The organism is Fictibacillus halophilus (assembly GCF_016401385.1).
Classification (GTDB): Bacteria; Bacillota; Bacilli; order Bacillales; family Fictibacillaceae; genus Fictibacillus; species Fictibacillus halophilus.
This window is the reverse complement of the sequence record NZ_JAEACF010000001.1, coordinates 2,509,820-2,535,954: the sequence shown is the minus strand read 5'-3', so window position 1 is coordinate 2,535,954 and position 26,135 is coordinate 2,509,820. Positions and strand designations below refer to the sequence as shown.

The 26,135-nt window shown below is 38.8% G+C and carries 25 protein-coding genes; 17 read left to right on the top strand and 8 right to left on the bottom strand.

Features of this window, described 5'->3' with window-relative positions; all coding sequences use genetic code 11:
* Nucleotides 1-10: 10 nt before the first annotated feature.
* The 4 genes from I5J82_RS13185 to brnQ all read left to right on the top strand — a co-directional run bounded on the left by I5J82_RS13185 (nt 11) and on the right by brnQ (nt 3,442).
* Nucleotides 11-544, top strand: coding sequence for a GNAT family N-acetyltransferase (locus I5J82_RS13185; RefSeq protein ID WP_198768222.1), 534 nt, complete (start codon nt 11-13; stop codon nt 542-544).
* A gap of 111 nt (nt 545-655) precedes the next feature.
* Nucleotides 656-1,270: a DedA family protein gene (locus I5J82_RS13180; RefSeq protein WP_186320442.1), complete on the top strand. Its 615-nt coding sequence runs from the start codon at nt 656-658 to the stop codon at nt 1,268-1,270.
* Between the two features lie 127 nt (nt 1,271-1,397).
* Nucleotides 1,398-1,940: a YhcN/YlaJ family sporulation lipoprotein gene (locus I5J82_RS13175; RefSeq protein ID WP_144698187.1), complete on the top strand. Its 543-nt coding sequence runs from the start codon at nt 1,398-1,400 to the stop codon at nt 1,938-1,940.
* Between the two features lie 188 nt (nt 1,941-2,128).
* Nucleotides 2,129-3,442 (top strand): branched-chain amino acid transport system II carrier protein, encoded by a 1,314-nt coding sequence (gene brnQ, locus I5J82_RS13170; protein WP_198768221.1) that lies wholly within the window; start codon nt 2,129-2,131, stop codon nt 3,440-3,442.
* Nucleotides 3,443-3,494: 52 nt separating this feature from the next.
* Here brnQ and I5J82_RS13165 read toward each other — a convergent pair whose 3' ends face one another.
* Both I5J82_RS13165 and I5J82_RS13160 read right to left on the bottom strand, forming a co-directional pair.
* Entirely contained in the window at nt 3,495-4,952 is a 1,458-nt protein-coding gene (locus I5J82_RS13165; RefSeq protein WP_198768220.1) for an NAD(P)/FAD-dependent oxidoreductase, read from the bottom strand.
* Between the two features lie 506 nt (nt 4,953-5,458).
* The gene (locus tag I5J82_RS13160) at nt 5,459-6,286 is read right to left on the bottom strand and encodes a hypothetical protein (RefSeq protein WP_198768219.1); all 828 of its coding nucleotides are present in this window, start codon (nt 6,284-6,286) and stop codon (nt 5,459-5,461) included.
* Nucleotides 6,287-6,415: 129 nt separating this feature from the next.
* On the opposite strand from I5J82_RS13160, the gene I5J82_RS13155 reads away from it, so the two are divergent.
* The 3 genes from I5J82_RS13155 (at nt 6,416) to I5J82_RS13145 (ending at nt 9,133) form a co-directional block, all read left to right on the top strand.
* Nucleotides 6,416-7,273, top strand: a complete 858-nt coding sequence (locus I5J82_RS13155) for an ABC transporter permease subunit (protein WP_198768218.1) — start codon at nt 6,416-6,418, stop codon at nt 7,271-7,273.
* Nucleotides 7,270-8,292 carry an ABC transporter permease gene (locus tag I5J82_RS13150; protein WP_198768217.1) on the top strand — a complete coding sequence of 341 codons (1,023 nt, stop codon included), beginning with the start codon at nt 7,270-7,272 and terminating at the stop codon, nt 8,290-8,292. The genes I5J82_RS13155 and I5J82_RS13150 overlap by 4 nt, the downstream gene beginning before the upstream one ends.
* 64 nt (nt 8,293-8,356) lie before the next feature.
* Nucleotides 8,357-9,133, top strand: coding sequence for a protein-glutamine gamma-glutamyltransferase (locus I5J82_RS13145; RefSeq protein WP_144698200.1), 777 nt, complete (start codon nt 8,357-8,359; stop codon nt 9,131-9,133).
* Nucleotides 9,134-9,199: 66 nt separating this feature from the next.
* Here I5J82_RS13145 and I5J82_RS13140 read toward each other — a convergent pair whose 3' ends face one another.
* On the bottom strand, nt 9,200-10,519 hold the full coding sequence (locus tag I5J82_RS13140; RefSeq protein WP_233096480.1) for a murein hydrolase activator EnvC family protein: 1,320 nt from the start codon (nt 10,517-10,519) through the stop codon (nt 9,200-9,202).
* 360 nt (nt 10,520-10,879) lie between these two features.
* Between I5J82_RS13140 and I5J82_RS13135 the strand changes: the two genes are divergently transcribed.
* The 3 genes from I5J82_RS13135 (at nt 10,880) to I5J82_RS13125 (ending at nt 12,931) form a co-directional block, all read left to right on the top strand.
* Nucleotides 10,880-11,434, top strand: a complete 555-nt coding sequence (locus tag I5J82_RS13135) for a sigma-70 family RNA polymerase sigma factor (protein ID WP_233096479.1) — start codon at nt 10,880-10,882, stop codon at nt 11,432-11,434.
* A 4-nt stretch (nt 11,435-11,438) separates the two neighbouring features.
* On the top strand, nt 11,439-12,095 hold the full coding sequence (locus I5J82_RS13130; RefSeq protein ID WP_198768216.1) for a hypothetical protein: 657 nt from the start codon (nt 11,439-11,441) through the stop codon (nt 12,093-12,095).
* 71 nt (nt 12,096-12,166) lie between these two features.
* On the top strand, nt 12,167-12,931 hold the full coding sequence (locus I5J82_RS13125; protein WP_198768215.1) for a DUF4931 domain-containing protein: 765 nt from the start codon (nt 12,167-12,169) through the stop codon (nt 12,929-12,931).
* A 16-nt stretch (nt 12,932-12,947) separates the two neighbouring features.
* Here I5J82_RS13125 and I5J82_RS13120 read toward each other — a convergent pair whose 3' ends face one another.
* Nucleotides 12,948-14,585, bottom strand: coding sequence for a M20/M25/M40 family metallo-hydrolase (locus I5J82_RS13120; protein ID WP_198768214.1), 1,638 nt, complete (start codon nt 14,583-14,585; stop codon nt 12,948-12,950).
* A gap of 160 nt (nt 14,586-14,745) precedes the next feature.
* Between I5J82_RS13120 and I5J82_RS13115 the strand changes: the two genes are divergently transcribed.
* From I5J82_RS13115 to I5J82_RS13100, 4 genes are all read left to right on the top strand, one after another.
* Nucleotides 14,746-15,450, top strand: a complete 705-nt coding sequence (locus I5J82_RS13115) for an ABC transporter ATP-binding protein (protein ID WP_198768213.1) — start codon at nt 14,746-14,748, stop codon at nt 15,448-15,450.
* A complete protein-coding gene (locus I5J82_RS13110) occupies nt 15,434-16,747 on the top strand; it encodes an ABC transporter permease (RefSeq protein ID WP_198768212.1) in 1,314 nt (437 codons plus the stop codon). Before I5J82_RS13115 ends, I5J82_RS13110 begins: the two co-directional genes overlap by 17 nt.
* 134 nt (nt 16,748-16,881) lie before the next feature.
* On the top strand, nt 16,882-17,583 hold the full coding sequence (locus I5J82_RS13105; RefSeq protein ID WP_198768211.1) for a Type 1 glutamine amidotransferase-like domain-containing protein: 702 nt from the start codon (nt 16,882-16,884) through the stop codon (nt 17,581-17,583).
* A gap of 66 nt (nt 17,584-17,649) precedes the next feature.
* Nucleotides 17,650-18,249, top strand: a complete 600-nt coding sequence (locus I5J82_RS13100) for a superoxide dismutase family protein (RefSeq protein ID WP_233096478.1) — start codon at nt 17,650-17,652, stop codon at nt 18,247-18,249.
* A 136-nt stretch (nt 18,250-18,385) separates the two neighbouring features.
* On the opposite strand, the gene I5J82_RS13095 is transcribed toward I5J82_RS13100, so the two are convergent.
* The 3 genes from I5J82_RS13095 to I5J82_RS13085 all read right to left on the bottom strand — a co-directional run bounded on the left by I5J82_RS13095 (nt 18,386) and on the right by I5J82_RS13085 (nt 20,993).
* Entirely contained in the window at nt 18,386-19,108 is a 723-nt protein-coding gene (locus I5J82_RS13095; protein WP_233096477.1) for an ABC transporter permease, read from the bottom strand.
* An 84-nt stretch (nt 19,109-19,192) separates the two neighbouring features.
* Complete coding sequence (locus I5J82_RS13090) at nt 19,193-19,981, bottom strand: ABC transporter permease (protein WP_198768209.1); 789 nt, start codon at nt 19,979-19,981, stop codon at nt 19,193-19,195.
* On the bottom strand, nt 19,965-20,993 hold the full coding sequence (locus I5J82_RS13085; protein WP_198768208.1) for an ABC transporter ATP-binding protein: 1,029 nt from the start codon (nt 20,991-20,993) through the stop codon (nt 19,965-19,967). Before I5J82_RS13085 ends, I5J82_RS13090 begins: the two co-directional genes overlap by 17 nt.
* 533 nt (nt 20,994-21,526) lie before the next feature.
* On the opposite strand from I5J82_RS13085, the gene I5J82_RS13080 reads away from it, so the two are divergent.
* The gene (locus I5J82_RS13080) at nt 21,527-23,266 is read left to right on the top strand and encodes a mechanosensitive ion channel (RefSeq protein ID WP_198768207.1); all 1,740 of its coding nucleotides are present in this window, start codon (nt 21,527-21,529) and stop codon (nt 23,264-23,266) included.
* Nucleotides 23,267-23,371: 105 nt separating this feature from the next.
* Complete coding sequence (locus tag I5J82_RS13075) at nt 23,372-24,100, top strand: ZIP family metal transporter (protein ID WP_198768206.1); 729 nt, start codon at nt 23,372-23,374, stop codon at nt 24,098-24,100.
* A gap of 67 nt (nt 24,101-24,167) precedes the next feature.
* Here I5J82_RS13075 and I5J82_RS13070 read toward each other — a convergent pair whose 3' ends face one another.
* Complete coding sequence (locus tag I5J82_RS13070; RefSeq protein WP_198768205.1) at nt 24,168-24,947, bottom strand: hypothetical protein; 780 nt, start codon at nt 24,945-24,947, stop codon at nt 24,168-24,170.
* 374 nt (nt 24,948-25,321) lie between these two features.
* Here I5J82_RS13070 and pyrH point away from each other — a divergent pair, with 374 nt between their 5' ends.
* On the top strand, nt 25,322-26,056 hold the full coding sequence (gene pyrH, locus I5J82_RS13065) for a UMP kinase (protein ID WP_137791752.1): 735 nt from the start codon (nt 25,322-25,324) through the stop codon (nt 26,054-26,056).
* Nucleotides 26,057-26,135 lie beyond the last annotated feature (79 nt).

The following is a 26,135-nucleotide window of genomic DNA, read 5'->3' as shown; positions in this document are numbered from 1 at the left end:
AGGAGAAAACATGAACATACGACGAGCTCAAATAACAGATGCAGCAGAAATAGCCAAAGTCCACGTAAAAAGCTGGCAGCAATCTTATAGAGGTCTAGTAGATGACGACTATCTATTAGAGATGTCGGTCACAGAAAGAGAAGAAAGATGGCGTGAATGGCTGATGCAGAAATCACACATCGTACTTGTTTTAGAAGATGAAAATAAAGAGCTTTGTGGATTTATTTCTGGAGGTTCCATCAGATCACAACATCCATATGAGAGTGAAGTATATGCTTTTTATTTATTAAAAGAAGTGCAACTAAAAGGACACGGTACAAAAATGCTTAAAAGATTCTCAGAAGAACTTCTTTCTTTAGGTAAGAAGAGTATGATCGTATGGGTATTAAAAGATAATCCATCAAAACAAGCATATATTTCTTTGGGCGGGAAAAAGATAGATGAAGAACAGATTACGATTGGGAAGCAGCAAATATTAGAAGAATGCTTTGCTTGGGATGACATAGCTGTAATTCTTACTACTAGTAAGGATCACATGGGTTAAATACATAGTAACAATCTACCTACATTATATTTAAATGTAATTTTCTCTTTCCAAATCATCCAATTTATCGTTACAATGGTAGAAGGTGTAAAAAAAGAAGTTGGTGACGTCATGGAATTTGATTTAATAAATATCATTCATCAATATAGCTACTTTGGTATTTTTTTATTATTGGCACTAGGTATTATCGGCTTACCTATTCCAGATGAGATCCTTTTAGCCACTGTAGGATACTTCATTTTTGCAGGAGATCTTCCAGCTCTGCCTGCTGTATTGAGTGCTTTTTTAGGAGCAATCACAGGTATAACGGGTAGCTATTATTTTGGAAACATCTGTGGTAAACCTCTATTAAAAAGGGTAGGACCAAAATTTGGAGTTTCTGAAGAAAAGATAGATAAAACACAGAATTTCTTTTTAAAGTATGGCAAATCGGCTTTGTTTTTTGGTTACTTTATGCCAGGAATAAGACACCTGACTGCTTACTTTGCAGGAATGTATTCTTTAAATGGGAGACAATTTGCACTTTACGCTTATAGTGGCGCTATGTTCTGGTGTTCGTTCTTTATCGTTATTGGCTATCAGCTTGCAGGTCGATGGGCTTTAGTTATGGAAGTGATCCATAAGGTTGGTCTGTTCGCATTTACAATCGTAATCCTTAGTATTGTTGCGTGGATCATCTTCAAGCCTAAAAATAAAGGCTCCTATTCGAATGGATGGTTTAAATAATAATGTCTTCCAATGCTGGAAGGCTTTTTTTTATGTCTAGAGATAAAATCATGGTTATGTATATTTTCTCTTCAAGAAACAAATTTTATTAGATGACAGTCAAAAATTTTTAAAGGAGTGTCATTTAATGAAAAAGACTATTCTCGTTACTTCAATGGCCGTGATGCTTTCATCGTTTCTAGGTGCTTGTGGGATGAACAACAACGACAAGGACATGGGAAAAGAAGCGCGTAACAACATGACTGAAGTGAACTACGACAATCGTGCTGATCGCAATATGGATAACATGAACAACAACATGGATATGGGTATGGATAATCAATACGACGAAAACACGCGTATGGATGTAGCAGATAAAGCAGCTAATAACGTTACAGATCTTAAAGAAGTAGACGATGCAACTGTTATCGTTACAGAGAACAATGCTTATGTAGCTGCAAAGCTTAAAGGCGGCGAGAGCATGAAGCTTTCGAGAGAAACAGAAAAGAAGATCGGTGATACGGTTCGAAAAACAGATCCTGATATCAATGATGTATTTGTTTCAACGAATCCTGATTTCATCGATCGTATGAACGGATATGCAGATGAAATCAACAAAGGAAATCCTGTTTCTGGTTTCGTAAAAGAGTTTAACGATACGATCAAGCGTGTGTTCCCAACCAACCGTTAAGTGATTAAAGGGCTGAGTATGTCTCAGTCCTTTACTTACGAAAACATTTATTAGAAAATTCATTATATCTGAATATTGACTCCAATCTCATATCATGTTACAAATACATATGGATAAAAAAATATTTCGACAAAATTCGATAAATACAAAATAATATCTTATTGATGACCACGGAGGAGGAATATTACATGCAGATGCGAACGCTCTCGGTGGGCTTAATGTTATTTGCTTTGTTTTTTGGAGCTGGAAACCTGATCTTTCCACCAGCATTGGGTCAGTCAGCAGGCGAAATGGTCTGGCAATCCATGATTGGTTTTTTTATAACAGGAGTTGGTTTGCCTTTACTTGGCGTTATTGCACTGGCTCGCACAGGTGGTGGTTTACAAACGTTAACTGAAAGAGTAAATCCATTATTCGGTTCAGTTTTCGCAATCATCCTTTATTTAGCTATCGGACCATTCTTCGGAATTCCAAGAACAGGTACTGTTTCATATGAAATGGCATTCGTTCCGTTTTTACCAGAAAGTATGAACAACGGCTTAACGCTTTTTTTGTTTACAGTCGTATTTTTTGCTGTAACGTATTGGCTCTCTTTAAATCCATCTAAACTTGTAGATCGGATTGGAAATATTCTAACACCCTTGTTATTGTTAATTATTTTTTCTTTATTAGTAAAAGCAATCATAACACCAGTAGGAAAATTAGGAACTGCATCTCCTGATTATGCTAGTAATCCTTTAGTTAAAGGATTTATGGATGGATACTTGACGATGGATACACTAGGAGCACTTGCGTTTGGTATCGTAGTTATCACAGCCGTAAAGCGACCAGATATGAAAAAAGAACAAGTGACCAAAATGGTTATCAAGGCAGGTTTGATCGCAGCTACTTGTTTAGCAGCTGTTTATGGCATCTTAGCGTATTTAGGAGCAACCAGTCAGGCACTAGGTCAAACAGATAACGGTGGGCAAATTCTTACGAATGTTGTAGCAGAACTATTTGGACCGTTCGGAAACGTACTACTTGGACTAGCTGTAGCACTTGCTTGTTTGACAACTTCAGTAGGTCTTGTAACTGCATGTGGTGAATTTGCAAAAAAACTGTTCCCAACTGTTTCTTATAAATCAGTTGTACTCATCATGAGCGTTTTCAGTGCAGGTGTTGCAAACTTAGGATTAACTCAATTAATCTCAGTTTCTGTACCTGTTTTAACAGCAATCTATCCGATAGCAATCGTTTTGATTTTGCTTTCTTTCCTACATGAATGGTTCTCTGGAAGGAAGGAAGTATACATCGGTGGAATCGTTGCAACTGCACTGGTTTCAATAGCAGATGGATTAAAAGCTTTTGGACTTAAACTCAGTGCAATCGAACAGATTTATTCGTATATCCCTCTTTATGCAGATGGAATTGGGTGGCTGATCCCAGCAATCATTGGATCAGTTGTAGGTTTTATCATTGCTGTAATAAGAGGTAGAATCGTTATTTTCTCTACAAATTAATCCAAAATGAATGCCTTAGGATCAGAATCCTAAGGCATTTTTTTGATTTTATTTAAACCAACGCTGGTGTCTTTTCCTTTATCTTAGCTGCAACGTTTTGAGCGATCCATACGCCACATGCACTTGCTTGGGCGAGACCACGCGTAATTCCAGCACCATCTCCACCAACGTATAGTCCGTTGATCTCTGACTCAAACTTATCATCAAGTTTCGGACGTGCAGAATAGAACTTAGCTTCTACACCATAGAACAAGGTGTGTTCTGATGCGATACCTGGTGTAACTTTATCTAAGGCTTCAGTCATTTCAATCAAACTTTTCATCGTGTTATAAGGAAGCACAAGCCCGAGGTCACCAGGTACAGCTTCTTTTAATGTTGGACGAAGGAAGCCTTCTTTAATCCGCTTATCCGTAGAGCGGCGCCCTTTTAAGATATCTCCATATTTCTGAACGACAAGTCCACCCATAGAAAGCTGATTGGCAAGTCTTGAAACCTCATGAGCGTATTCAGTGGGTTGATCAAACGGTTCAGCGAATTGATGTGATACGAGTAACGCAAAGTTTGTGTTCTCACTGCCTAGCTTAGGGTCTTTATAAGCGTGTCCGTTCGCAAGCATAATACCGGAATGGTTTTCTACGACTACATGTCCGGAAGGGTTGGAACAGAACGTTCTTACTTTCGTGCCAACAGATGTATTAAAAACAAACTTTCCTTCATAAAGGTGCTTGTTGATCTCTTCCATTACCAAGTTGGAAGTCTCCACACGAACGCCAATATCTACTTGGTTAGCTGTCATTCTAATACGTCGTTTCTTTAAAATCTTAGTAAGCCAAGTTGAACCATCACGGCCAGGAACAATTACAACCTTCTCGGATGTAAGAGAGGTTCCGTCTTTTAAAAGGATCCCTTTTGCTACATATCCTTCAGTCGTTCTTTCTGTAATGAGATCTTCAACCTCAGCTTTATATTTCATCTCAATGCGCGTTTTTAAGTACTCATAGATGCTTTTCAGTATTTCAAGGTTTTGTTCTGTACCAAGATGACGCACTTGAGCTCTTAACAGCTTCAAACCAGCTGCATAGCCGCGCTTTTCAATATCTTTTACTTCTGCTGTCAGCGGGTCAGTAATAGAATCTGTGGCACCGTGTTCCAAGTTAATCTCATCTACATATTTAATAAGTTCAACAACTTGTTCTTCAGAAAGATAATCAGTCATCCATCCTCCAAATTCGCTTGTAATATTGAACTTTCCATCCGAATAAGCTCCTGCTCCGCCAAAACCGTTTGTTATGGAACAAGCTGGTAAACAACCGGCGAATTCTTTTCTACCTGCTGCAGGCGGACATTTTTGAATCTTTTTCTCTAGTATCGGACAAGAACGTGCATAGATATCATGTCCTTTATCTATTAACAAAATCTTTGCATCTGGAAGCTGTCTTGTTAGTTCATAGCTTGTAAAGATACCTGCAGGACCTGCGCCAACAACAATTACATCATAATGGGTATTCATAATAATCCCCCTTGAAATACTTGGTAGTTTTTCTTGAATTGTTTTTTCCCTTGGTAAATATAACAATTATTAAAATGAATTTCAACTAAAATACGAACAATTTAATAAAAAAATATAATTTTATTCGTGTTTTGGTATTAGATGGGGATTGATATGAGAATTGACCGTAAATCAGTAATAAGATCACAATGTAAAACAAGTAGTGAATAACCGGTTTTCATTGTGATATCTTCCTATACACTGCTTATAGTGCTAAATGAGCTGAAGATTAATGTTTATAGAGATTTTTTTTATACGGTGCTGGGTAATATTGATCTGTTACCACACATAATTTCTGAAATTTTAGAGTTAATTCCGCGAGTTCTTGCTGTATATCCGCGAGTCAACATGTATCAACAAATCCTACACGCGCTATACCCCCTTAATCCTTACTACATTTACACTCAAACAAACAAGCCAGCTACTCTCTCAAAACAAAAAAACCTAAAGAAAAGCTTCTTCAGGTTCTAGAATCTAATTTTCATAATTTTCCAGCCGTCTGTCATTGATTTTCTTTCCATTAGAAAAGTAAAGGTATCTGTTTGTAATCCATTATCATCGTATTTTTTTACTCTTGCTCTTATTTCAGTTCGTACAACAGGTGGATACCGGGTGCTTGGTGACCTGATCTCATACTGCATGCTTGTGATCCCTTTGAACAGTTCTTTAATAGTAGGATCTGCTAGCAGGGTCTTGTTGAGGACAGGCGTGGCTATTTTTATGTCTCGCTGTTTCATTCCGACTAAAAACATAGAAACTGCTTGTTTCGCGCTTGCTCCAGCTGCGTATTTAGATAGTTGTCCTCCAGCTTTTAAAATCATAAATTGATGAGAAGGGTCAATATTGCGAGAACGATGTGTTGAACTTCCTAAGAAATGTATGCAAAAGTGGCCTGGAAATCCGTTTTCTAACGCACCTGCTCCATGAGGCATTCCATGCATGCTACCAGCGAGCATCTTGCCTTTTACGGGAATTAGGATAGCCCGTCGATTCCAACTCCATTTATCGTTGTATAAATGCTTCAAAACAGCTGTATCATCTCGAGTCAAAGGCTGTACGTCAGCATGTTTATTCCCAGCCCTTCTTTGTACTTGAAAATAAAAGCCAGTCTCCAAATCCACGACTTTAAATGTGGCACCTTTAGGAAGGAGCTTGTTTACTTTCTCCCACTCTACGACCTCCCCCTTTTTTACAATTGGGAAATAAGTAAGGGGTTCTTTTGCTTCAGAGGTGTGGGGAAAGAAGAAGCTTAAACAAGCTGTTAATAGAACTCCAGTCATGATCTTATTCCACATAGTCAGTCCTCAATTCCGTATGTTTTTCTCTTCCTTAATATGGATTGTTTTGTCCTTTTTATCCTTCAAAAATAAGGAAGTGAATAAAAAGCAATGGATGCTTCGTCTAAAAAGAAAAGGGGGAGCTTTATGAGGATTATAAAAAAATTGTTCATGCAGCTGTTTTTAACGATTATTTCGATCATATTGATCAGCGGACTACCAGAGTTAATCATGAACAAGAACGTAACCATGTATTTTCAAAAAATCAAAGTTGTTCTATTTGATGTGATTCATTTAAATGAGATGACTTATATGAATCAAGGTAAGCAGAGATTGTTTTTAGATGATATCTGGTCGCCATATCTGTATTCATTAACCATTCTTTTTGGTGCATTAGCCATTGCCTTTTGTATGGCACAGCTCCTTACTTGGTGCACGTTAATTATGCCGATGTTCATAAGAAGAGCAGTGAAAAACATTCTTACGTTTTTAGAATCATTACCCGATCTTCTTGTTTTTGCCCTCGTACAGATGGCAATCGTTCTTATTTTTAAAAAAACAGGAATTCTCGTCTCAAATGTGGCTTCATTAGGGGCTGAGGACAGAATTTATATAGTGCCGATCGTGTGTTTAATGATTTTGCCTTTTGTTTATTTTTATAAAATGATGATTCTTCTTTCAGAAGAGGAGCTTGGAAAGTCATATGTCGAAATGAGTTTAGCGAAGGGCATGCGAAGAATATATGTACTTATCGTCCACGTGACGAGGAATACAAGTGAAGGAATCTTTCACTTTTCAAAGTCTGTTCTTTGGTTTATGATCTCAAACCTTCTCCTTGTTGAGGTGATCTTCAATATCCATGGAATCACTCATTATATGTACAGTGATTTTAGACCAGAGATGTTAGCAGCTTGCTTAATTTTGCTCGTTATTCCTTTTTTCCTTTTATATGCTCTTTTCGAATGGACTATCATCCGGTTTTCGAGAAGAGGTGAGCTGATTTGATTCGAAGCATTAAGTTTTGGGTCGGGCTAACCATCTTGAGCGTATTCATCTTTTCTAGCTTTGGGTTCGCTTTATTTTATGATAGTGATGTTCGCCAAGTTCAGATGCTTTATGATGATGACAAAAACTTGATAGGAGGCGCACCTTTTGAGCCATCTCTCATGTTTCCACTAGGTACAGACCCCTTAGGTTATGATATCAGCCAAAAAGTATTGCAAGGAGCAAAATTCACTCTACTCGCAGTTATTGCGATCGGTGTGTTTCGTGTCCTGTTCAGTTTTATCGTGGCGATACCATTTGCTTTCTATTTGCCAGAGAAGATTCGTAGAGGGTTAGATCAGCTACTAAGTTCTTTTTATTTTATTCCGCTTACGATCATCGCTGTGTTCATTTTGAGCCCCATATTAAGTGAGCAGTTGAGTGCAGAAGGAGAAGAGTTCTTTCTTTATACGTTCACCGAACGAATTGGTCTTGAAGTCATTATTCTGACGCTCCTCGTAGTGCCATTACTCGGTTCCATGATCGGGAATATGATGGCATCCCTATTAAAAGAAGAGTTTATTGAAGGAGCACGGCTATTAGGGGCTAGCAGGTGGAGGATTTTTACTAAACATGTTATTCCTCATATGTTGCCCAAGCTTGTTATTGTATGGTGTCAGCAATGCGTTCAAGTACTGATTATTTTTACTCACCTTGGTTACTTTAAGTTGTTCTTTGGAGGAACAGATATGGATTTTAATCCGATGATGGCCGATCCACCGAAATCATTGTCAAACGAGTGGTCAGGTCTTGTTGGCGATTATTATATTCAGATTCATGCCAATCCTTATATCGCACTCGGTCCAATCATCATGTTCGGTATCGCCATATATGCTTTTCAGCTTATAGGAGAAGGTTTTCAGCATCACCTGCAAACCAGACATTATAAGAAAGAGAAACGTGATCGCATGTCACGAAAACAAAATCTCGTGGATGAACCGAAATTATCTTTTGATTTCATGCATAAGAGAGGTGCTTAAAAAAACACCACTTTTCTCTTCTCGCCATACTATGTAATATCCTGTGCAGACAGGGGGGAGAGAAATGATTTTTGTTAATGGATATCCGGTAGAAACGGCTCAAATCTCTGGTTTCAAATCGCTTACACCTACACAGAAACAAGTAGGCGAAAAGCTTCAAAAATCCAGAGAATCGTTTTATTACACAAGTCCACATCAGTTTTTATTTGAAGTGGTCATGCGTACAAATATTGTAGCGGCTGCAAACGGTATGCGTGATAGCGGAGCAGGATTTGCAACGTTCGTGAATTCACGCTGCAATCCGCAATATTGGAGAAGAACAGCTTATGGCGGTTTTTTGCTTCGATCAGATGTCCGTCCTTCTGACGCCATCTCAGATATTTTTATCAATGGAAAAAGGTACGGGTTTGAATGTACAACAGCTATAATGATCATGATGTACAAAGCGATTCTTGAAACAATTGGAGCGGGTATGTTTGATCAATTGTTTAACGGGTTGCTTCTCTACAGTACGGAACATGATGAAGATCTACAGATTATTGCTGTACCATCTGGGGATTCGTTGCCAGGAGATGTGAGATATGTTAAAAATCCAGAACATCATCCTAATACGCCTCAATGGCAAGGTGAAAACTTAATCGATCTTGGAAACGGACAATTTTTTGGTCATGGCATCGGAACAGGAACAATTGGTGAGGTTATCGATGTGCTTAATCAAAAAAGAATGCCTGGCGCAACGGTTTCCGCCTTTTTAACAGCGGAGATCATAAGACCGAACTATCGACTAATGTCGGAATACACACGTCATCCAATTCGAAGACTGCTTGGTGGAGTTATATAAAAATGTCCATACAAAAAGACGCAGAGAACTGAAATCTCTGCGTCTATTGTTATTTTATTTTATGAGTTATTGAAGGTATGGTCTTGGATCGACCGCATTTGATTTTGAGCCGTTCCATGGTCCTTTGTGCAATTCAAAGTGCAAATGCTGTCCTCTGGATGCACCAGTGTTACCTTGGTAGCCTAAGAACGTACCTTGAGAAACAGATTGACCTTGACTAACAGCAGGCGTTGATCTCATGTGTGCATATAGAGTTGTATACAGTTGCCCGTTAATAAAGTGCGTAATGTACACAACGTTTCCATAACTGCTCGAATAGTAAGCTCTCGTTACTGTTCCAGATGCTGCTGCAACGATTGGAACTGTACTTCCGCCTTGAGCGATATCCATTCCGTAGTGCATGCCTGCGCTTCTGTTACCAAAACCAGAAGTGATGAATCCTTGTGAAGGCATGATAAAGTCACGACTTACTGGCGCTGGAGCAGGTGTTGGTGCCGGCGGTGGTGTTGGTGAAGGTGTAGAACTAGAGCCGCCTCCAGAGTTGGATTTGTTTCTTTCTCTAGCTGCTGCTTCTGCACGAGCTTTTTCTGCAGCCGCAGCCGCAGCTGCTCTTGCTTCAGCTTCTCTCTTCTTACGCTCTTCTTCTTCACGTTTCGCACGTTCCATTTCAGCTTTAATGGCTGCTTCTTGTGCTGAAAGAAGTTCGTTCGTTTCATCCAACTGCATAATATGATCATGTAGATGGTCTTCTTCCGTCTCTAGTTGAGCGAGAAGCGCATCCTTTTGTTTTTTCTGGTCCGTTAGCTTTTGGTTCAATCCTTCAAGTTCGGTTAAATCTGTATTTAAAGACAAGAGTTCACTTTCAACTTGTCCTTTTTTCTTTTCAACAGACTCTTTATCCTGTTTGTGCTCTTCTAAGATGGCTTTATCTTGTTCAGCAATCACGTTTAATGCAAACACGCGATCAAGGAAGTCACCGAAATCTTTAGAACCCAATACCACATCTAAATAATTTACCGCACCGCCGCTTTCGTACATGGAAGTTACGCGTTCCTTTAGAAGTGCATCACGTTCTTTGATTCTCTTTTTAAGAACATCAATTTCTTTTTTTAGTTTTTCAATAGAAGCTTTCGTTTCTTGGATCGATTCTTTTTTGTTTCCAATATCTTCAAGAGTCTTGTCGATCGAACTCTCTAATTTTTGAATTTGATCCAATGTATGATCTTGCTGATTTTGATTCTTCTTTAATTCACCCTGCTTTTCCGTTTGCTCAGAGCGATTCTTTTCTTTTTTCTCTTTTATCGAAGACAGAGTTTCTGCCGATACCGTATATGTACTGAATACTAGACTGAGAGACAGTGTAGCCATAACTAGCTTACGTTTCAAGATGGGTACTCCTCCTTGTAAGTGCAAATGTTGCCAATTTCTTTTCTGAAGTGATTATACCATTGATTAATCATCAGTTATTGCGAAATAATATTACATTTATATTTCAAAATATTACACATTGAAACATAATTCGACGGTAACCGTGTAGGAAATTGTCTGTATTAGGAAATTAAAAGGTAAAATCAGCGGGGTAATCGAATAAAAGAGTAGGTATATAGAATTGAATTGCATTACAAAATAGGTTTAATAGACTTGAGATTTAATGGCTTAATTTTTACCATAAAAGTTAATAAGTTGAATAAAAATATTGTGGTTAGTCGTCAAAAGGTTAGGGTGTTGTTAAAGGAGGGGAAGTATTTGAAGATCAATCGGGAATTTCATAATGAAGGCATTGATTCACACTCCCTTAGTCAGGAAGAATGGATCGTACAGATAATGGATGTTTACCAAGACAAAGTGATAAGGCTAGCCTATACATATGTTAAGGATCGAAAATTGGCAGAAGACTTAGCACAAGAAGTATTTGTGAAATGTTACATACATAAAGACAACTTTAGAAATGATTCATCTGTTAAAACGTGGGTATATGCCATCACGGTTAACTTATGTAAAGATTACTTAAGAAGCGGATGGAAGAAATACATTCAAGTAATGGACCGGTTCGGTAAGTCGAGACCATCCTCTGTTCTAACACCAGAACTTTCAATCGTCCAAAAAAGTGAACATGAAGCGTTAGCCGAACAAGTCTTAAAGCTTCCACTTAAATATCGAGAAGTTATCCTTCTTTTCTATTATAAAGAACTAACCGTATGCGAGATTTGCCAAATCTTAAATAAAAAAGAAACGACGATCAGAACATTACTTCAGCGCGGAAGAGAAATGTTGCGTCGAAAACTGGAGAAGGGTAGGTGAGATCATGGAAGATCCTTTCAAACAGCTGCCTGAAATTTTGAACAACGGCCGTATGAAAACCATAACGTTTAAAGAGGAACATAGACAGAAAGTCCTTCAGAGAACAAGGGATCTCCACAAGCCTCCTGCTCCAAAAAGCATGTGGTATCACTGGTTTCATCAAAGTTTAAGTCTAGCTCTTGGTGTAGCGTTCATCTTTATTTTTATTCAATTTGCCGAGAGCGCACCTTTTCCGCTTCATGAGAAAAAAGAAGCTCAATCTATAGCGAAAATTCCATATGTCAATCAAGCGATCTTAACGAAAGCTAGGCATGATATGCGAAACCATCACAAGATCTCAGATGTGGTGGCTAATCAAAAGAAAGATACGCTTACCGTTTATATTACGTTTCCGAAAAATCTATCACAAGAGAAACAAATTTTTCTTACCGAATCGTATTTAAAAGAGGTATCACATCTCACATTAAATGAACCTTACGAAGGGCAAAAGAATTTGGGAGAGTTATGGAACTATGTTAATGTAAAGATCTATACAACAACAGAATCTGAAAACGACATGTTAAGACAACTGATGCACGTTGATCAAAACTTTGATTGGAAGGGTTCTATTAATAAGCATGACGGAATATTGAAATGGGAACGTATATCTGGATATAATTAAACAACCTGTTAAAAGGTTTTCATTAAAACAGCTAGAAAATAGATAGGAAACAAGCAAAAGCGGTGAATAGAATGAAAAAAACACACATTAACTTTTTTACAGAAGTAGGAGCTCAAAAGCCTAATAGTATAAGAAATAAAGAAACTCCTTGTCCCTTTTGTCGGATTGATGAGCTAGAGGAAGTCTTGGATAAGCAAGATTCGATTATTCTTGTTAAAAATAAATATACCGTCCTCGATGGAGCTTTCCAGACTGTACTGATTGAAACAGATGAATGTGAAGGTGAGCTCTCCAACTATTCCAAAGATCATCTATACAAAGTCCTTCGTTTTGGGCTTAAACATTGGGATAACATGTTAAACAGCGGCAAATACACGTCGGTGATGTTCTTTAAGAACCATGGTCCTTTATCTGGGGGAACGATTCGCCATCCTCATATGCAGATCATTGGATTAAACGAAGTAGATTGTCTTCATGATTTTTCCGAAAATCAGTTTAAGGGACTACCCATCCTAGAAAAAGAAGGGGTAAAGTTTACCGTATCAACTGAACCAAGAGTTGGATTCTATGAACTGAACGTCATATGGGAAAAAGGCGCAGAACTTTCTTTATTCGCGGATTGTATTCAAGCGGGTACTCATTACTTGCTGAATCATTTTCATAGAAGTTGTACAAGTTACAACCTTTTCTTTTATAAACATAACGAGAAGACATATTGTAAGATCATGCCCCGTTTTGTGACGTCACCCCTTTATATGGGGTATGGTGTACAACAAGTAGCGAACAATATAGACGAAATTGCCCAAAGCATTAAAGATATTTACTTTAAAGCATAAGAAAACCAGATCATTCTCAGATCTGGTTTTTTGCTTGATTAAATAATGTTTCCATCGCAAAAATGATTAATGGGTGCGTTTCATCCATTACTTTGTTGATCTCAAGCCGCTCTGTCCATTGATGTGCATCCTTCCCGAGAGGACCAATGTTAATAACCGGAATATCGAGTTCTCTCATATCATCGAACGGAATATGATAGCGAGATCCTAGTAATGGGAAGTTACTTGTGAAGGATGAAAGGTCACGAGAATCTCCATGAAACCCAATATAACTTAAGTCCGATAAGCCACTAAAGTAGTGGACATTAACGAGCTCGCTGTTGAATGTATTTTTCGCATGATTGACTACCTCGTCCGATGTAGCTTTAATTAGCGGGTGGTCGCTTGAGCACACTGCTGGATAAAACGGAGGCGTGTAGAACAAGACGATCATCGGGGAGATATCTCTGCAAAGACTCGCTAGTTCAAATACATATTGAATCGTTAGCTCTCTTTCATCCGCGTTCGGGTTGTTCGTCTGAAGCATATTTTCTCTGCGATCAAGTTCTTCTTGTCCATATTTAGTTACGGCGTGTTCATATAGTTCATTAAAAGTAAGTACTTTGATACTTTCTTTTTTTGGAGTGAACGGTACGATCTCGGCGACGTTTTTGCTTCTTTCAAAGAGACGATCTTCTAATCTAAGCGCTGCGCTCTTTGCGCTATTTTTTAACATTTCCGTAATATCCGATAACGATCGATTAAAAAGCATAAGATTAAACAGTGTTACAGCTGCGTGAGGTATTTGCACAGAGTAATGATCTTTTAAGTCTTTTTGAATCAAATTCGTTGGTACAGGAGTAGCCTCCTCACGAAACTTCTCTACATAATCGACGTTCCATTCTAGTTCTCTCGTAATCTCAGCAGCCATCACATTTCCGTTCATACCTGCTAGTGGCTCACCTACGTGAGTCTCTTTGCCATAACAAAGAAAACCAGGTAGAATCTTCCCTGTTGACCCAGTATACATATAAGAAGATGTATCTCCGGGGTATTTTGTAAAACTAGGCTCTCCGTTTAAACATGTGATGTACTTTATATCATATTCCTCTTGAAGCTGCCGTAAGACACTGACACCTGTAAGCATCCCTTCAGAGTGTACTTCTTCATCTGGAACAGAAATCATGAGTACGTTTCCTTTAAAATGACCGGTTGTCGCTTTTTCGATCATGGACATATGAAGGGCAACCCCAGCTTTCATATCCATGATGCCCCGACCGAATAGCCATTCTCCGCTATTCAGATCATCCTGAACAAAAGTATGCAGCAGATCTTTATTTTTAATGATCTTTGCAGTCAGTTCTTCTGGCCGAAAAGCGAGATGTTTCCATTCACCAAAATCTTCAACTGAAACAACATCAAAATGGCTGAGCAGAATAATAGTTTCTTTAATCGAAGGATCATTCTGTACAAATGCAGTTATTAGTTTTCTTCCATCTGGAAGAGGATGATGGCGTACGTGATCAGGATGCTTCGTGAAATAGTCTAATGTTGAAAGCGTATGATGAAGGTGTTCCGCCATAAACAATTCTCCATCATGATGGGTAATGCTAGGAATCGAAACTAGGTCTTTTAATAATTTCTTGTATCCCTCTTTTGTTTGCCACTTTAACATATGTGTACCTCCTAGATGTATGCCTTTGTTACCTATACTCTTCTTTCCCTGTAAATCCTTCTTTAAAAAGTTTCTTGGAATGTATTGACAGATATTTATAGAAAATGGTATATGTGTATTATAACAAATAGTACACTTAGTACGTATAAGAGGTGTTAGCATGATTACAGTAAGGGATTTATCGTATGCGTTTAAGATCGGTAAGAAAGAAAAAGAGAATGTCGTACCGGTTCTCCATCATGTCGATCTACATGTAGCAGAAGGTGAAATAGTAGCAATTGTAGGAAGAAGCGGTTCAGGAAAGTCGACTCTATTAAACTTAATTTCTGGTTTTATCAGGTCTCAAACTGGAGTAATCACGATTGATGGGAAACAAGTTAGCGAACTCTCAGAATCGAAATGGGCTGAATTTCGATTAGAGAATCTAGGTTTTATTTTTCAAAGCTTTCAGCTGATTCCTAGTATGACAGCTTATGAAAATGTAGAGCTACCATTGGTACTAAAGGGAGTTAGCGAAAAAGATAGAAAAGACCAAACGATGAAAATGTTAAAGAGGGTGGGGCTAGACCAGTACCAAAGCCATTATCCAGGAGAGCTTTCAGGAGGTCAGCAGCAACGCGTCAGTATAGCTCGAGCACTAATCCTGAACCCACCCCTTATCTTGGCAGATGAACCAACAGGGAGTCTTGATTCTGAGAATGAAAAAGAGCTTTTAAACTTTATTAAAGAATTGAATGAAAAAGATGGTATTACGTTTTTAATCATTACACACGACCATGAAGTAGCTTCTATCGCTCATCGAAAAGTGGAGATCAGAGACGGTTACTTAAGAGAAGGGAGCAAGCTTCATGAAGTTCAAAGATAAACATCGATTTGTAAGAAGCAATATGAAAAGAAACAAGACCCGTGTATGGATGACAATCCTTGCATCTACCATGGGGTGTGCCTTTTTGATCATGCTCGCCTCTGTAGGTTTTGCGATTCATAAGACAGCCATCGATGATGTGATGAGTTATCGATTGATGAACGAGATTGAAATACAGAAAGAAAACGGTCCTCTAGTTGAGGAAGACGTGAAAAAGCTTGAAAACATTAAGAATGTTAAAGCAGTTAGTCGAAAAAAATATGTACCTGCAAATGAACTGTCTCTAGGAGAATACACAGCGTATGCTGAAGTAAAAAGTGCTCATATGCCCTCTGAGAGAAAAGCAGGGTTTCAACTAGAAAAAGGAAGGATGCCTAAGAGTAAAAATGAGGTCGTCATCGGATACCATTTTGCTCAAGAATTAAGAAAAGAGATGCCTGAAAACTTTACAGAAGGAATGAGTGAAGATGAAGTACAAACGAAGATGAAGGAATTTGCTTATGATGGTGATTTGTTAAACAAAACATTGACGTATCGTATGAAGGTAGATAATCCTGATATCAAAGCAGAAGCACAGACTAAAACGGTAGAAGTGAAAATTGTAGGAATTGGAAAGAAACCGAATAAAGAATGGATGATAGACAGTTCGGTGATGATTACAGATGACCTTCATAGTGAAGTTATGCCTCTATTGAGTGAAATTGATCCTGAACTTAAGAACAGTGATGATTCTTATAGTTCTGTCAAAGTATATACTTCTTCAGCTGAAGATGTTAAAGCTGTATCTGATAAGATTAAAGATAAAGGGTACCTCACTTATTCTGTTGTAAGCGAACTAAAAGAACTGAATATCTATTTCACATTGTTTAAAGCAGGCCTAATTTTTATCGGTGGTATTGCTGTGCTCATTGCTTCTATCGGAATATTCAATACGATGACGATGGCTGTTACGGAACGTTCTCAAGATATCGGTATCATGAAAGCGATCGGCGCTACGCCAAAAACGATCAAGCGCATCTTCCTTTTAGAGAGTGGATACATCGGATTATGGGGAGTGGGTTTAGGAACAATAGTAGCGTATCTCATCAGCTATGGAGTCAATTTTGCGCTTCCTATGATCATTGAACAATTTATGAACGAGAAGCCGCCAGAAGATTTTATCTTATCTTATATTCCGTGGAGTTTGACTGTAATCGCCGTTACGATCTGTATGAGCGTAACTTTACTGTCTGGATGGCGGCCTGCAGCAAAAGCTACCACAGTTGATGTATTAAAAGCGTTAAGAAGAGATGTATAAAAGAAGCATCAGTCGATATGAAAAGATCGACTGGTGTTTTCTTTTTGTTTAAGCCGTTAAATATGAAACAGCTGCATTAAAGGATAAATTCTGTTCAAAATCGAAAGAGTTATAACAGAGGAGTGAATGAGCATATGAAACGTAACATCAGGAAACAAATTATTGCGATGGGTGGTGGAGGCTTTTCCATGGAGCCAGAAAACAAAAGATTAGATCGCTATATTCTGAAGCAAAGTATGGTTGATCAACCACGTGTTTGTTTTATCCCAACTGCAAGCGGAGATGCGGATGGATATATCCAACGATTTTATAAAGCTTTTCAATCGGAAAACTGTGAACCTACACATCTTTCTTTATTTTCACCACCCGAACATTTGGAGAGTTTTGTAGAACAGCAAGATGTTTTTTACGTAGGAGGAGGCAATACAAAAAATCTCCTAGCGCTATGGAAAGAATGGGGACTAGATGTTCTTTTAAAGAAAGCATATGAAGATGGAAAAATCTTAGCAGGACTCAGCGCGGGATCACTATGCTGGTTTGAAGAAGGCGTAACCGATTCGTTCGGCCCATTAGCTAAACTAGATTGTTTAGGCCTCATTTCAGGCAGTCATTGTCCGCACTATGATGGAGAAACAGAGCGAAGACCTGCTTATCATAAACTCATAGCGAATGGACTGAAAGCGGGATATGCTGCAGACGATGGTGCAGGACTGCACTTTGTAAATGGCGAACTACATAGCGTTGTAAGTTCAAGAGAAAATGCGAAAGCCTATTTTGTAGAATTTGATGGACATAACGTGAACGAACAGGAGCTTGAAACAGTTTTTTTAAAATAAAGGTTTAAAGTCCTGATGATTGGGCGGAGAATATACTATTCGTTAATCATCAGGAGGTAAATCGCTTTGAAAAAATTAGGAACGGTTTTGTTATACATGATGCTTTTACTCTTACTCGCATCATGTGGAAACAAAGATAAAGAAAACGAACATAAAAATCATGATATGGAAGAGTCCAAAGCGCAATCTCAAGCTGCATCTAGTAAGGTGAAGGGCGGATCTTATATCGTAAACCTTGTTAATGTAAAAGGAGACAAAGCTGGGGAAGCAACGTTAACTCAAACTGGAGATGGCGTTAAAGTCGAAGTGAACGCAACTGGGGTAAAGCCAGGTGAACACGGCATCCATTTTCATGAAACAGCAAAGTGTACACCACCGGATTTCAAGTCAGCAGGAGCACACTTTAATCCTACCGAAAAGAAGCATGGATTTTTGAATCCGAAAGGACCACACGTAGGAGATATTCAAAATGTGAAGGCTGATAAAAGCGGAGTCGTAAAAGACGAAGTACTATCCAACCTCGTGACACTTTCAGAAGGCAGTGACAACTCGCTTTTTGCCAATGGTGGAACATCGCTTGTTATCCATGACAAGGCTGATGATTATAAGACCGATCCTGCAGGTAATTCAGGAGACCGTGTGTTGTGTGGGGTTATTAAAAAGTAAGGGTATTCTCAAAAGCGTATGGTTTCTGCTAGGACCTGAAACGGAGATCAATGCTTTAAAGTCTAATACAAATCTATATCTAGAAACAAAGCTGGCACTTCATCGTCTACTAATGATGAGGTGCCAGCTTTTTAATTTAACTCCCTGTACTCGTAAATGCCCTGAGCCCTCTATTCCAAAACCAGTACGCAATGATGCAAGAGACGATTGCGACAACGGGTGTTAGAAGAGCGAGTTTCTCAAAACCTGAACCTTCAATAAAATATGCTGCAGGATAAAATGCAGTAAAGCCATAAGGAACAATCCATGTTAAAAAGTGACGAATTCCTTTATGATAGATCGTTAAAGGATAACGAGCAAAGTCACTTAAATTAAAGATCGTCCAAACGATCGGCAGACTGTCGACCATCCAAAACGATAATGTCGCAAAAAAGAGGTTGATCGCGACGAAAATGAAACCTGATGCGATAATCATGACAACAAGTATAAAGAATTCCAGGACGCCCCATGAGATGCCTAAGTGTGGCATCGCAGTACTAATGACGATAATCCCAATGAACAGCTGACCAAAACCATCTTGCTGCAATCGGTCTGCAATAAAATGAAATAAAGGATTGATCGGCCTGATCAAGAGGCGGTCGAACTTGCCAGGTCGTATATACTGCCACCCTAGTGTCCATAGATTATCAAAGAAAATATGATGTATGGAGCGGCCAGTAGCTGCAATTCCGTAGATGAATAATATTTCATAAAAAGTCCAACCGTTTAAAGCATGGATATGATCAAAAACAATCTTAACGAAGAAGATTCCTGCAAACTGCTGAAGCATGACAGAAAGGACGCCGAGCAAAAAATCCATCCTGTACTCCAACATGACTTTTAAGTTTTGTTTGCAAAATAAATAATATAATTTTATGTACCGTGAAAGCATGCGCGTCACCTCCTAACCTCCAAAAATAGTTACTTTTTTTATTGCGATCGACCATAAGACTCTTAAAAGGACAAAGAGTGAAACCACCCAAAAAATTTGTGATCCTAGCGCAAGCCAAGCTTCTGTTCCTGTCAAGATATCAGTGTAGATCGCAACTGGTACATAGACCATCGCTTGGAATGGCAGAAAAAGACTTATCGTTTGAAACCACTCAGGAAAGAGGATAAGCGGAACGAGTGCGCCAGAAAAAAAGGAGATAACTGCTTCTTTCATGACTTGAAGACCCCAAAGGTTTATGGTCCAAAATGCTAGAATAGCAATCAATAAATCAAAGAAAGTACCAATCCAAATACCCATGAATGCACTGAGTAAGAATAAGAGACCGTTTTGCCAAGTACTTGGAAATGTAATATCCATAAAAATAAAAGCAAGGATGCTAAGGGGCAGAGCACCACGTACAAAATGAATAACTTTATCACCTATATCCATAGCGACCAAGCGAGTAATTAAGTTGTAAGGTCTCATCAGTTCAATCGCGACATTTCCGTCCTTGATCGTATGCGCAAGTTCCTGACCTACGCCTGAAACAAACATCTGTAAAAACATTGCAATGATGATATACGTAATCATTCCATCAAAAGGCAGTCCTTCAATTTCCGTTCGGCTGCTGTAAACGGCTTTCCAAAAGAAATAGATAACAAGCATCCGTAACAGAATGGAGAAAGTATTAGCCCAGAACCACGCTGAATAGGCAGCATGTACTTGCATCTGCACTCTAGCAAACTCAAAGTATTTCCTCATGCTGAACCTCCTTTTTCATACCTCTTCCATATATTTCTTCAACGATGGTTTCTATCTTTGCATCCGCAATGGTTAGATCAGCAACAGAATAATGATTCATCATCGTATGGATGACTTCTGCACCAGAGATATTTTTATTGCTGAATGAGAGGGATACAAGATAAGGATCTTCATCGCTTCTTGGAAGAACCTCTGTTATTGCACTAATGGCTTCCGGTAAAACAAAAGATTCAGCAGCATCTTCTAGTTCGAAATGAATAACACGCTTATCACCGAACTGAGACTTGATGTCTTGGATAGAGCCATCATAGATCACACTACCATCATCAATAATGATAATTCGCTGACAAATCTCTTCGATGTCTTGCATGTCATGAGTAGTAAGAAGCACGGTTGTGCCGTATCTAGCGTTCATTTGTTTAATGAAAGCGCGAATTCGAACCTTTACGGCCACATCCAAGCCGATTGTAGGTTCATCCAAATAAACGACTTTCGGACGGTGCAAAAAAGCGGCAGCAAGTTCACAGCGCATCTTTTGCCCTAACGATAGCTGCCTAACAGGGATACCGAGCAGCGGCTCTAAATGAAGTACATCAATAAACTCTTTTAAAGTCTCTTCATACTGCGCTTGAGGAATCTCGTAAATGTGTTTAAGAAGTTCATAGCTTTCTCTAACAGGAATATCCCAAAATAGTTGTGTACGCTGACCAAAAACAGCGCCAATGTGACTTGCATTTTGTTGTCTGTTCTCATAAGGGATGATTCCATTTACCTTGACCTCTCCTGAAGTTGGAGTGAGAATGCCTGTTAACATCTTAATCGTTGTAGATTTCCCAGCACCGTTCGCCCCAATATATCCAACCATCTCTCCTGCTTTAATATGCATGTTAATCTTCTTAACCGCTTTTTTTGTTTCAAATTTTCTGTGAAACAATGATTTTATGGCTCCTCTTAATCCAGGATCTCGCTTTGCGATCTTATAATGTTTTTCTAAATTTTTTACAACAATCATGTTCGTTCTCCTTAAAAATGGACACAAAAAAACCACAGAAAAATACCTGCGGATGTGTGTGCATATGTAATTTTTTGCTCACCAAAAAACGCGTCAGGTTATGAAGGGATATGAAGTTAGTTTGATTGTATGATAGAAATCCACATGTTATCCTTCTCCTTTTTTGAAAACGGTTGCACTAATTATACCGAAAACTATGACAAATGTAAAATATATCCTTGTTTTCGGATAGAAAGCTCTAGTTTAACGAAATCAAGCTTTGGGAAAGTAGAGCTAATGTAGACGTTTTTATGAAAGGCTCTTTTTTAAACTATTGTTGCTTTTGATTTTCATTGACAAGTTGATTGTAGTGTAAGGTGGGAGACTCCTGGGGGATTAGTGTGACAGGTGAGACACCTTCAGGCGCAAAGCGGCAAGGTGGCTCACCGCACGCCCCCCCGGAAAGCGAGCACCTGGAACCGAAATCAACCACTATCGAAGAGCAACAGTGAATAGAAAAACAGCCTTATTAAATGAGAAAAAGGAGGACAAACATGTACGATTACAATGGAGTTACAGATTCTTGGATGGCTTATTTAGGTAGATTGCCAGATTTGCTTCTTGCTATTTTAGTTTTATTAATTGGTTGGCTGATCGCCTCATTGGTTGCAAAAGCAGTAAAAAAAGCATTACACAAAACGGATTTTGACAACAAAGTCGCGAGGTGGATGAAACCTGATATCCATGAAGATCAAGTGGAACAAACGCGCACAAGAAAGTATTCTTCTGAAGAAGTGATTAGTAAGGTTGTATTTTGGATTCTGATGGCAGTAGCCATTGTCATGTTTTTGAACATGCTTAGTCTTCCGTATGTCGCACAACCAATCTCAAATGCATTAGGTGTGATTGCGGCAGCGATTCCTAACCTACTAAAAGCAGCCCTTATCGCAGCGGTTGCATGGTTGATCGCATCAGGCTTATCCATTCTAGTGAAAAAACTTGGTCAGAATACAGGATTTGAAAGATTATTACATCGTTGGAAACTGACCCGTGATCCTCGTCAATCTGACAAGGCAGTTTTCTCTGCATCAAAAGCAGTATTTTATCTCACCTTGTTATTGTTCCTGCCAGCTGTATTATCTGCTTTAGGCATTGATGCCATTTCTGAACCATTGGAAGGTATGCTGACAGGCCTCTTCGCATTCTTACCAAAATTGCTCGGCGCAGCAATCATTCTTTTTGTAGGATGGCTCGTTGCTAAAATCGTTAAAGAGATTATCGCTAATTTCTTAGAGAGCATTGGTACAGACCGTTTAGCTTCAAAACTTGGTGCCGAACGTGCACTAGAAAAAACATCTCTTTCTCAAATCATTGGAACAATCGTGTATGTATTTATCTTAATTCCAGTTGTTATTTCAGCTTTAGAAACGCTTGATATTAATGGTATTTCTGGACCAGCAATCGGTATGTTAGGTCAGATCATGGACATGATTCCAAACATCATTGTTGCTATCCTTTTAGTAGCTGTTGGATTATGGCTTGGAAAATGGGTGAAACAAGCTGTTACCTCTTTATTAGAACGAGTTGGATTCAATGGCATCTTTCATAAGATGGGGCTTGGATCACTTCATAAAACAAATCAAACGTTCACAATCTCTGAGATAATTGGATATGCAGCTCAAGTGGTTGTTGTGCTGTTGTTTACGATTGAGGCGCTTCAGCTCGTTAAGCTAGAGAGCTTAGTCAATATTTTATCAGTTGTACTAGCGTATATCCCGATGGTGTTAACGGCTGTGTTAATACTAGGAATCGGTTTCTATGCAGGAGACCTTGTGAAACGCGTTGTTCAGAGTATGATCAAACAGCAAACAGAAGGGAAGCTGCTTGGCAACATCGCGAAGTATACGATTATCACACTTGCTTTCTTTATGGCTCTTGATCAGCTTGGAGTAGCGAAAACAATCGTAAACGCTGCATTCATTCTCATTTTAGGTGGATTTACGATTGCGTTTGGTCTAGCCTTTGGACTTGGTGGTCGTGAAGCGGCTGGACGTACTCTTAATAAGTGGAGCCGAAAGATGGAAGAGACAACGATTCAAAGTCCAGACCCATCACAATGGAAAGACAAGACGAGTTTAAAAGATTTCCGTACAGACTCCTCTAAGCCGGAAAGCAATCTTATAGATGTAGATATAAATAAACCCCATACAATCGCGAAAGATCGTCAGTTTGATCACTTAAACACACCTAGTGAAGAATTTGGCATCAACAATAATCCAAAACGAAATGATTAATTAAACCAATAGAATGAAAACGGCTCATAGAGGTGAAACTATCCCTTTATGAGTCGTTTTTAATAGTGCGATGCAGATAATAAATGAGGAAAGGAGTTAAAGAGAATGCTACTTGCCGCCTTTTGGGGAGGAATAGCAGGTTCAGCTGTACTTTTAGGATGCTTTACAGCCCTGGCTTTTCGAATTCCTAAAAAATGGACAGCATGGATTATGGCTTTTGGAACAGGGATATTAATAGGTGCCGTTTCTTTTGAACTCTTAATTGAGGCAGTAGAGCAGAGTGATTTATTGGTGACATCTGCAGGCTTTATTTTCGGGGCAGCTCTCTTTACTGGCATAAATAGTTTTCTTGCTAAAAAGGGGGGCCATGAAAGAAAGAAATCAGGCGATAAGAAAACAAAAGGTGTAGGCATGGCGATTTTCCTTGGAACATTATTAGATGCCATTCCGGAATCTGTTTTGATTGGTGCGAGCTTGATCGATCATAGCAAAGTAAGCTGGCTCCTTGTCGTCGCCATTTTCTTAAGTAACTTTCCTGAAGGCCTATCAAGTTCGATTGGGTTGTTAAGAGAAGGTTTTTCGCGTCGGAAAATTCTTGGCATGTGGTTTTCTGTTTTCGGTATTTCTGCACTCGCTGCTTTTCTTGGGTTTCTCTTGTTGGAGAATGCCTCAGTAGCTTCACTTTCGTTGATCGGTGCATTTGCAGGAGGTGCAATCATGGCGATGGTAGCGTCTACCATGCTACCTGAAGCTCATGAAGACGCTGGAGTAGCAGTTGGTTTTATAACTTCCTTAGGCCTTTTATGTTCGTTGCTTCTGACTCATTTATCATAAAAATCTTGAGAAACAAAAAAAAGCTGCCAAAAGTAAGTATCCTTACTTTTGAACAGCTTCGTAAAAATTAAAGCTTGAACCAGCCTCTAGATTCTAAATCTTCAGAGTTTCTCTTCTTGTGCTTCTTTTTCTTCCAATGATCGTGTGTTGAGGAAGACTCTTTGCACCAGCTAGAAGATGAAGAAGATGAAGATGAAGATGAAGATTCTTTTTTGCACCACAGTACAGAAGAACTGGAAGATGAAGATGATGAAGACGATGAAGATTCAGGTTTACACCATACTACAGATGAACTAGAGCTAGAACTTGAGCTTGAACTTGAAGAAGATTCTGGCTTACATTCTTCTTTCTTTTTGCAGCAAGGCTTTTCTTTTTTACAGCATAAGATTCTGCAGTTGCTGCTTTCGTCGTCACCGATTTCGCCTGCTTGCGTAATAAAGTTGATGGAGCCGATTGCGATGATTACGAGTTCGTCGTCTTCTACTACTTGAATGGATGTGCGGTTAACACGAGTTAGAACGCCTTCAACTTCGCCATCATCGTCACTACCGTCATTCACTCTTACTTTACAGTTGATTAGTTTTCGTAAGATGCTTTGGAACGTATCGTTACAAACTTTCTTACGGTCCGTGTTGCAACAGTTTCTGTCGGTTGCTACTGAAACGGATCTTACATTATTTAAAGGAAAGTAAAGAACCTCTCTGTCATCTGTCTTGATTGCTATAAAGTCTCTTCCAACACAGACTAGTTTGCCAGACTCCTCTACATCTTCCCCTGCTCTGACTGTAACGTGCTTACATAATAAATTAGCAAGCTCTCTAGGTGAGAGTTTGTTTTTACAATTCAAAATATTGCCTCCTGGTAATGGTATTGACTATTTCTTGTCCATGCATTATATGTAACAAGGTTTTAAAATGCATATGACACTTGTCTATATATAGAAGTTTTAAGAGTATTTTTTTCATTTTCCTTATGTGTTTATTGATTTAGGGTGAAATATCAAAAAAAAAACCAGTTATATTTCACCCAAATCCAATTTTTTGTATATAATGATTGGAAAGAAGAAAAGAGGAGGGATTGTAATGAAGGGAACACGATACAAAAGTACTCAACTCCTTACAATCCATCTTATGAATTGAAAGAACAGATGACATATCTATTGTCATTTGTTCTTTTTTTGTACCCATTCTCTTTATGTGTATGAAGAAGGAGGAAAAGCAGATGCGTTATAAACGAGTACTGATTAAGTTAAGTGGTGGGGCGCTTGCTGGCCAACAAGGATCAGGTTTTGATCATCTTTCTTTAAACCATATTGCTAAAGAAGTGTTATCTGTTCTTGAAAAAGGGATTGAAGTAGCTATCGTTGTTGGTGGAGGGAACATTTTTAGAGGGAATTTAGCTGAGTATTGGGGAATTGAAAGAGTAGAAGCTGATCAGATCGGAACACTTGGAACAGTCATTAACAGCCTGATGCTTAGAGGGGTCCTAAAAAGTAAAATAGACCAAGAAGTAAGAGTGATGAGTTCTGTTCCGATTAGTGCCGTAGCGGAACCATATATTCGCTTAAGAGCAGTACATCATCTGAACAAAGGATATGTCGTCATTTTTGCTGGAGGTAACGGTCAACCATACGTAACTACCGATTATCCGGCAGTTCAAAGAGCACTAGAGATGAACTGTGATGCCATACTCTGTGCAAAGCAAGGAGTTGATGGCGTATATGACAGTGATCCAAATCGTTTTAAACAAGCAAGAAAATACGCAACTTTGCACTATGACGAAGCAATAAGGAACAATTTAAAAGTGATGGATCAATCTGCACTTATTCTCGCTCGTGATCATGGATTGCCGATCCACCTCTTTGATTTCAACCAAGAAGGATCGTTTCTGAAGATATGTAACGGTGAGGATGTAGGCACATTCATCAGTCACAACATAGAAACAGCTCTTGTGTAAATTATTTTTAAAAAGCTGATTTCGTATTATCCTTTGTTGCTTTTGAGAGTAGTTGATTTCCGTTACAATCAACTTGTCA

Bases quoted from the DNA above. Each gene is read 5' to 3' on its own strand.
- I5J82_RS13095 (WP_233096477.1), bottom strand. From the start codon at position 19,108: ATGGATTTTTTGCTCGGCGTCCTTTCTGTCATGCTTCAGCAGTTTGCA.
- I5J82_RS13115 (WP_198768213.1), top strand. From the start codon at position 14,746: ATGATTACAGTAAGGGATTTATCGTATGCGTTTAAGATCGGTAAGAAA.
- I5J82_RS13180 (WP_186320442.1), top strand. From the start codon at position 656: ATGGAATTTGATTTAATAAATATCATTCATCAATATAGCTACTTTGGT.
- I5J82_RS13085 (WP_198768208.1), bottom strand. From the start codon at position 20,993: ATGATTGTTGTAAAAAATTTAGAAAAACATTATAAGATCGCAAAGCGA.
- I5J82_RS13075 (WP_198768206.1), top strand. From the start codon at position 23,372: ATGCTACTTGCCGCCTTTTGGGGAGGAATAGCAGGTTCAGCTGTACTT.
- I5J82_RS13185 (WP_198768222.1), top strand. From the start codon at position 11: ATGAACATACGACGAGCTCAAATAACAGATGCAGCAGAAATAGCCAAA.
- I5J82_RS13160 (WP_198768219.1), bottom strand. From the start codon at position 6,286: ATGTGGAATAAGATCATGACTGGAGTTCTATTAACAGCTTGTTTAAGC.
- I5J82_RS13130 (WP_198768216.1), top strand. From the start codon at position 11,439: ATGGAAGATCCTTTCAAACAGCTGCCTGAAATTTTGAACAACGGCCGT.
- I5J82_RS13145 (WP_144698200.1), top strand. From the start codon at position 8,357: ATGATTTTTGTTAATGGATATCCGGTAGAAACGGCTCAAATCTCTGGT.
- I5J82_RS13125 (WP_198768215.1), top strand. From the start codon at position 12,167: ATGAAAAAAACACACATTAACTTTTTTACAGAAGTAGGAGCTCAAAAG.
- I5J82_RS13080 (WP_198768207.1), top strand. From the start codon at position 21,527: ATGTACGATTACAATGGAGTTACAGATTCTTGGATGGCTTATTTAGGT.
- I5J82_RS13165 (WP_198768220.1), bottom strand. From the start codon at position 4,952: ATGAATACCCATTATGATGTAATTGTTGTTGGCGCAGGTCCTGCAGGT.
- I5J82_RS13105 (WP_198768211.1), top strand. From the start codon at position 16,882: ATGAAACGTAACATCAGGAAACAAATTATTGCGATGGGTGGTGGAGGC.
- I5J82_RS13155 (WP_198768218.1), top strand. From the start codon at position 6,416: ATGAGGATTATAAAAAAATTGTTCATGCAGCTGTTTTTAACGATTATT.
- I5J82_RS13110 (WP_198768212.1), top strand. From the start codon at position 15,434: ATGAAGTTCAAAGATAAACATCGATTTGTAAGAAGCAATATGAAAAGA.
- I5J82_RS13175 (WP_144698187.1), top strand. From the start codon at position 1,398: ATGAAAAAGACTATTCTCGTTACTTCAATGGCCGTGATGCTTTCATCG.
- I5J82_RS13120 (WP_198768214.1), bottom strand. From the start codon at position 14,585: ATGTTAAAGTGGCAAACAAAAGAGGGATACAAGAAATTATTAAAAGAC.
- I5J82_RS13090 (WP_198768209.1), bottom strand. From the start codon at position 19,981: ATGAGGAAATACTTTGAGTTTGCTAGAGTGCAGATGCAAGTACATGCT.
- pyrH (WP_137791752.1), top strand. From the start codon at position 25,322: ATGCGTTATAAACGAGTACTGATTAAGTTAAGTGGTGGGGCGCTTGCT.
- brnQ (WP_198768221.1), top strand. From the start codon at position 2,129: ATGCAGATGCGAACGCTCTCGGTGGGCTTAATGTTATTTGCTTTGTTT.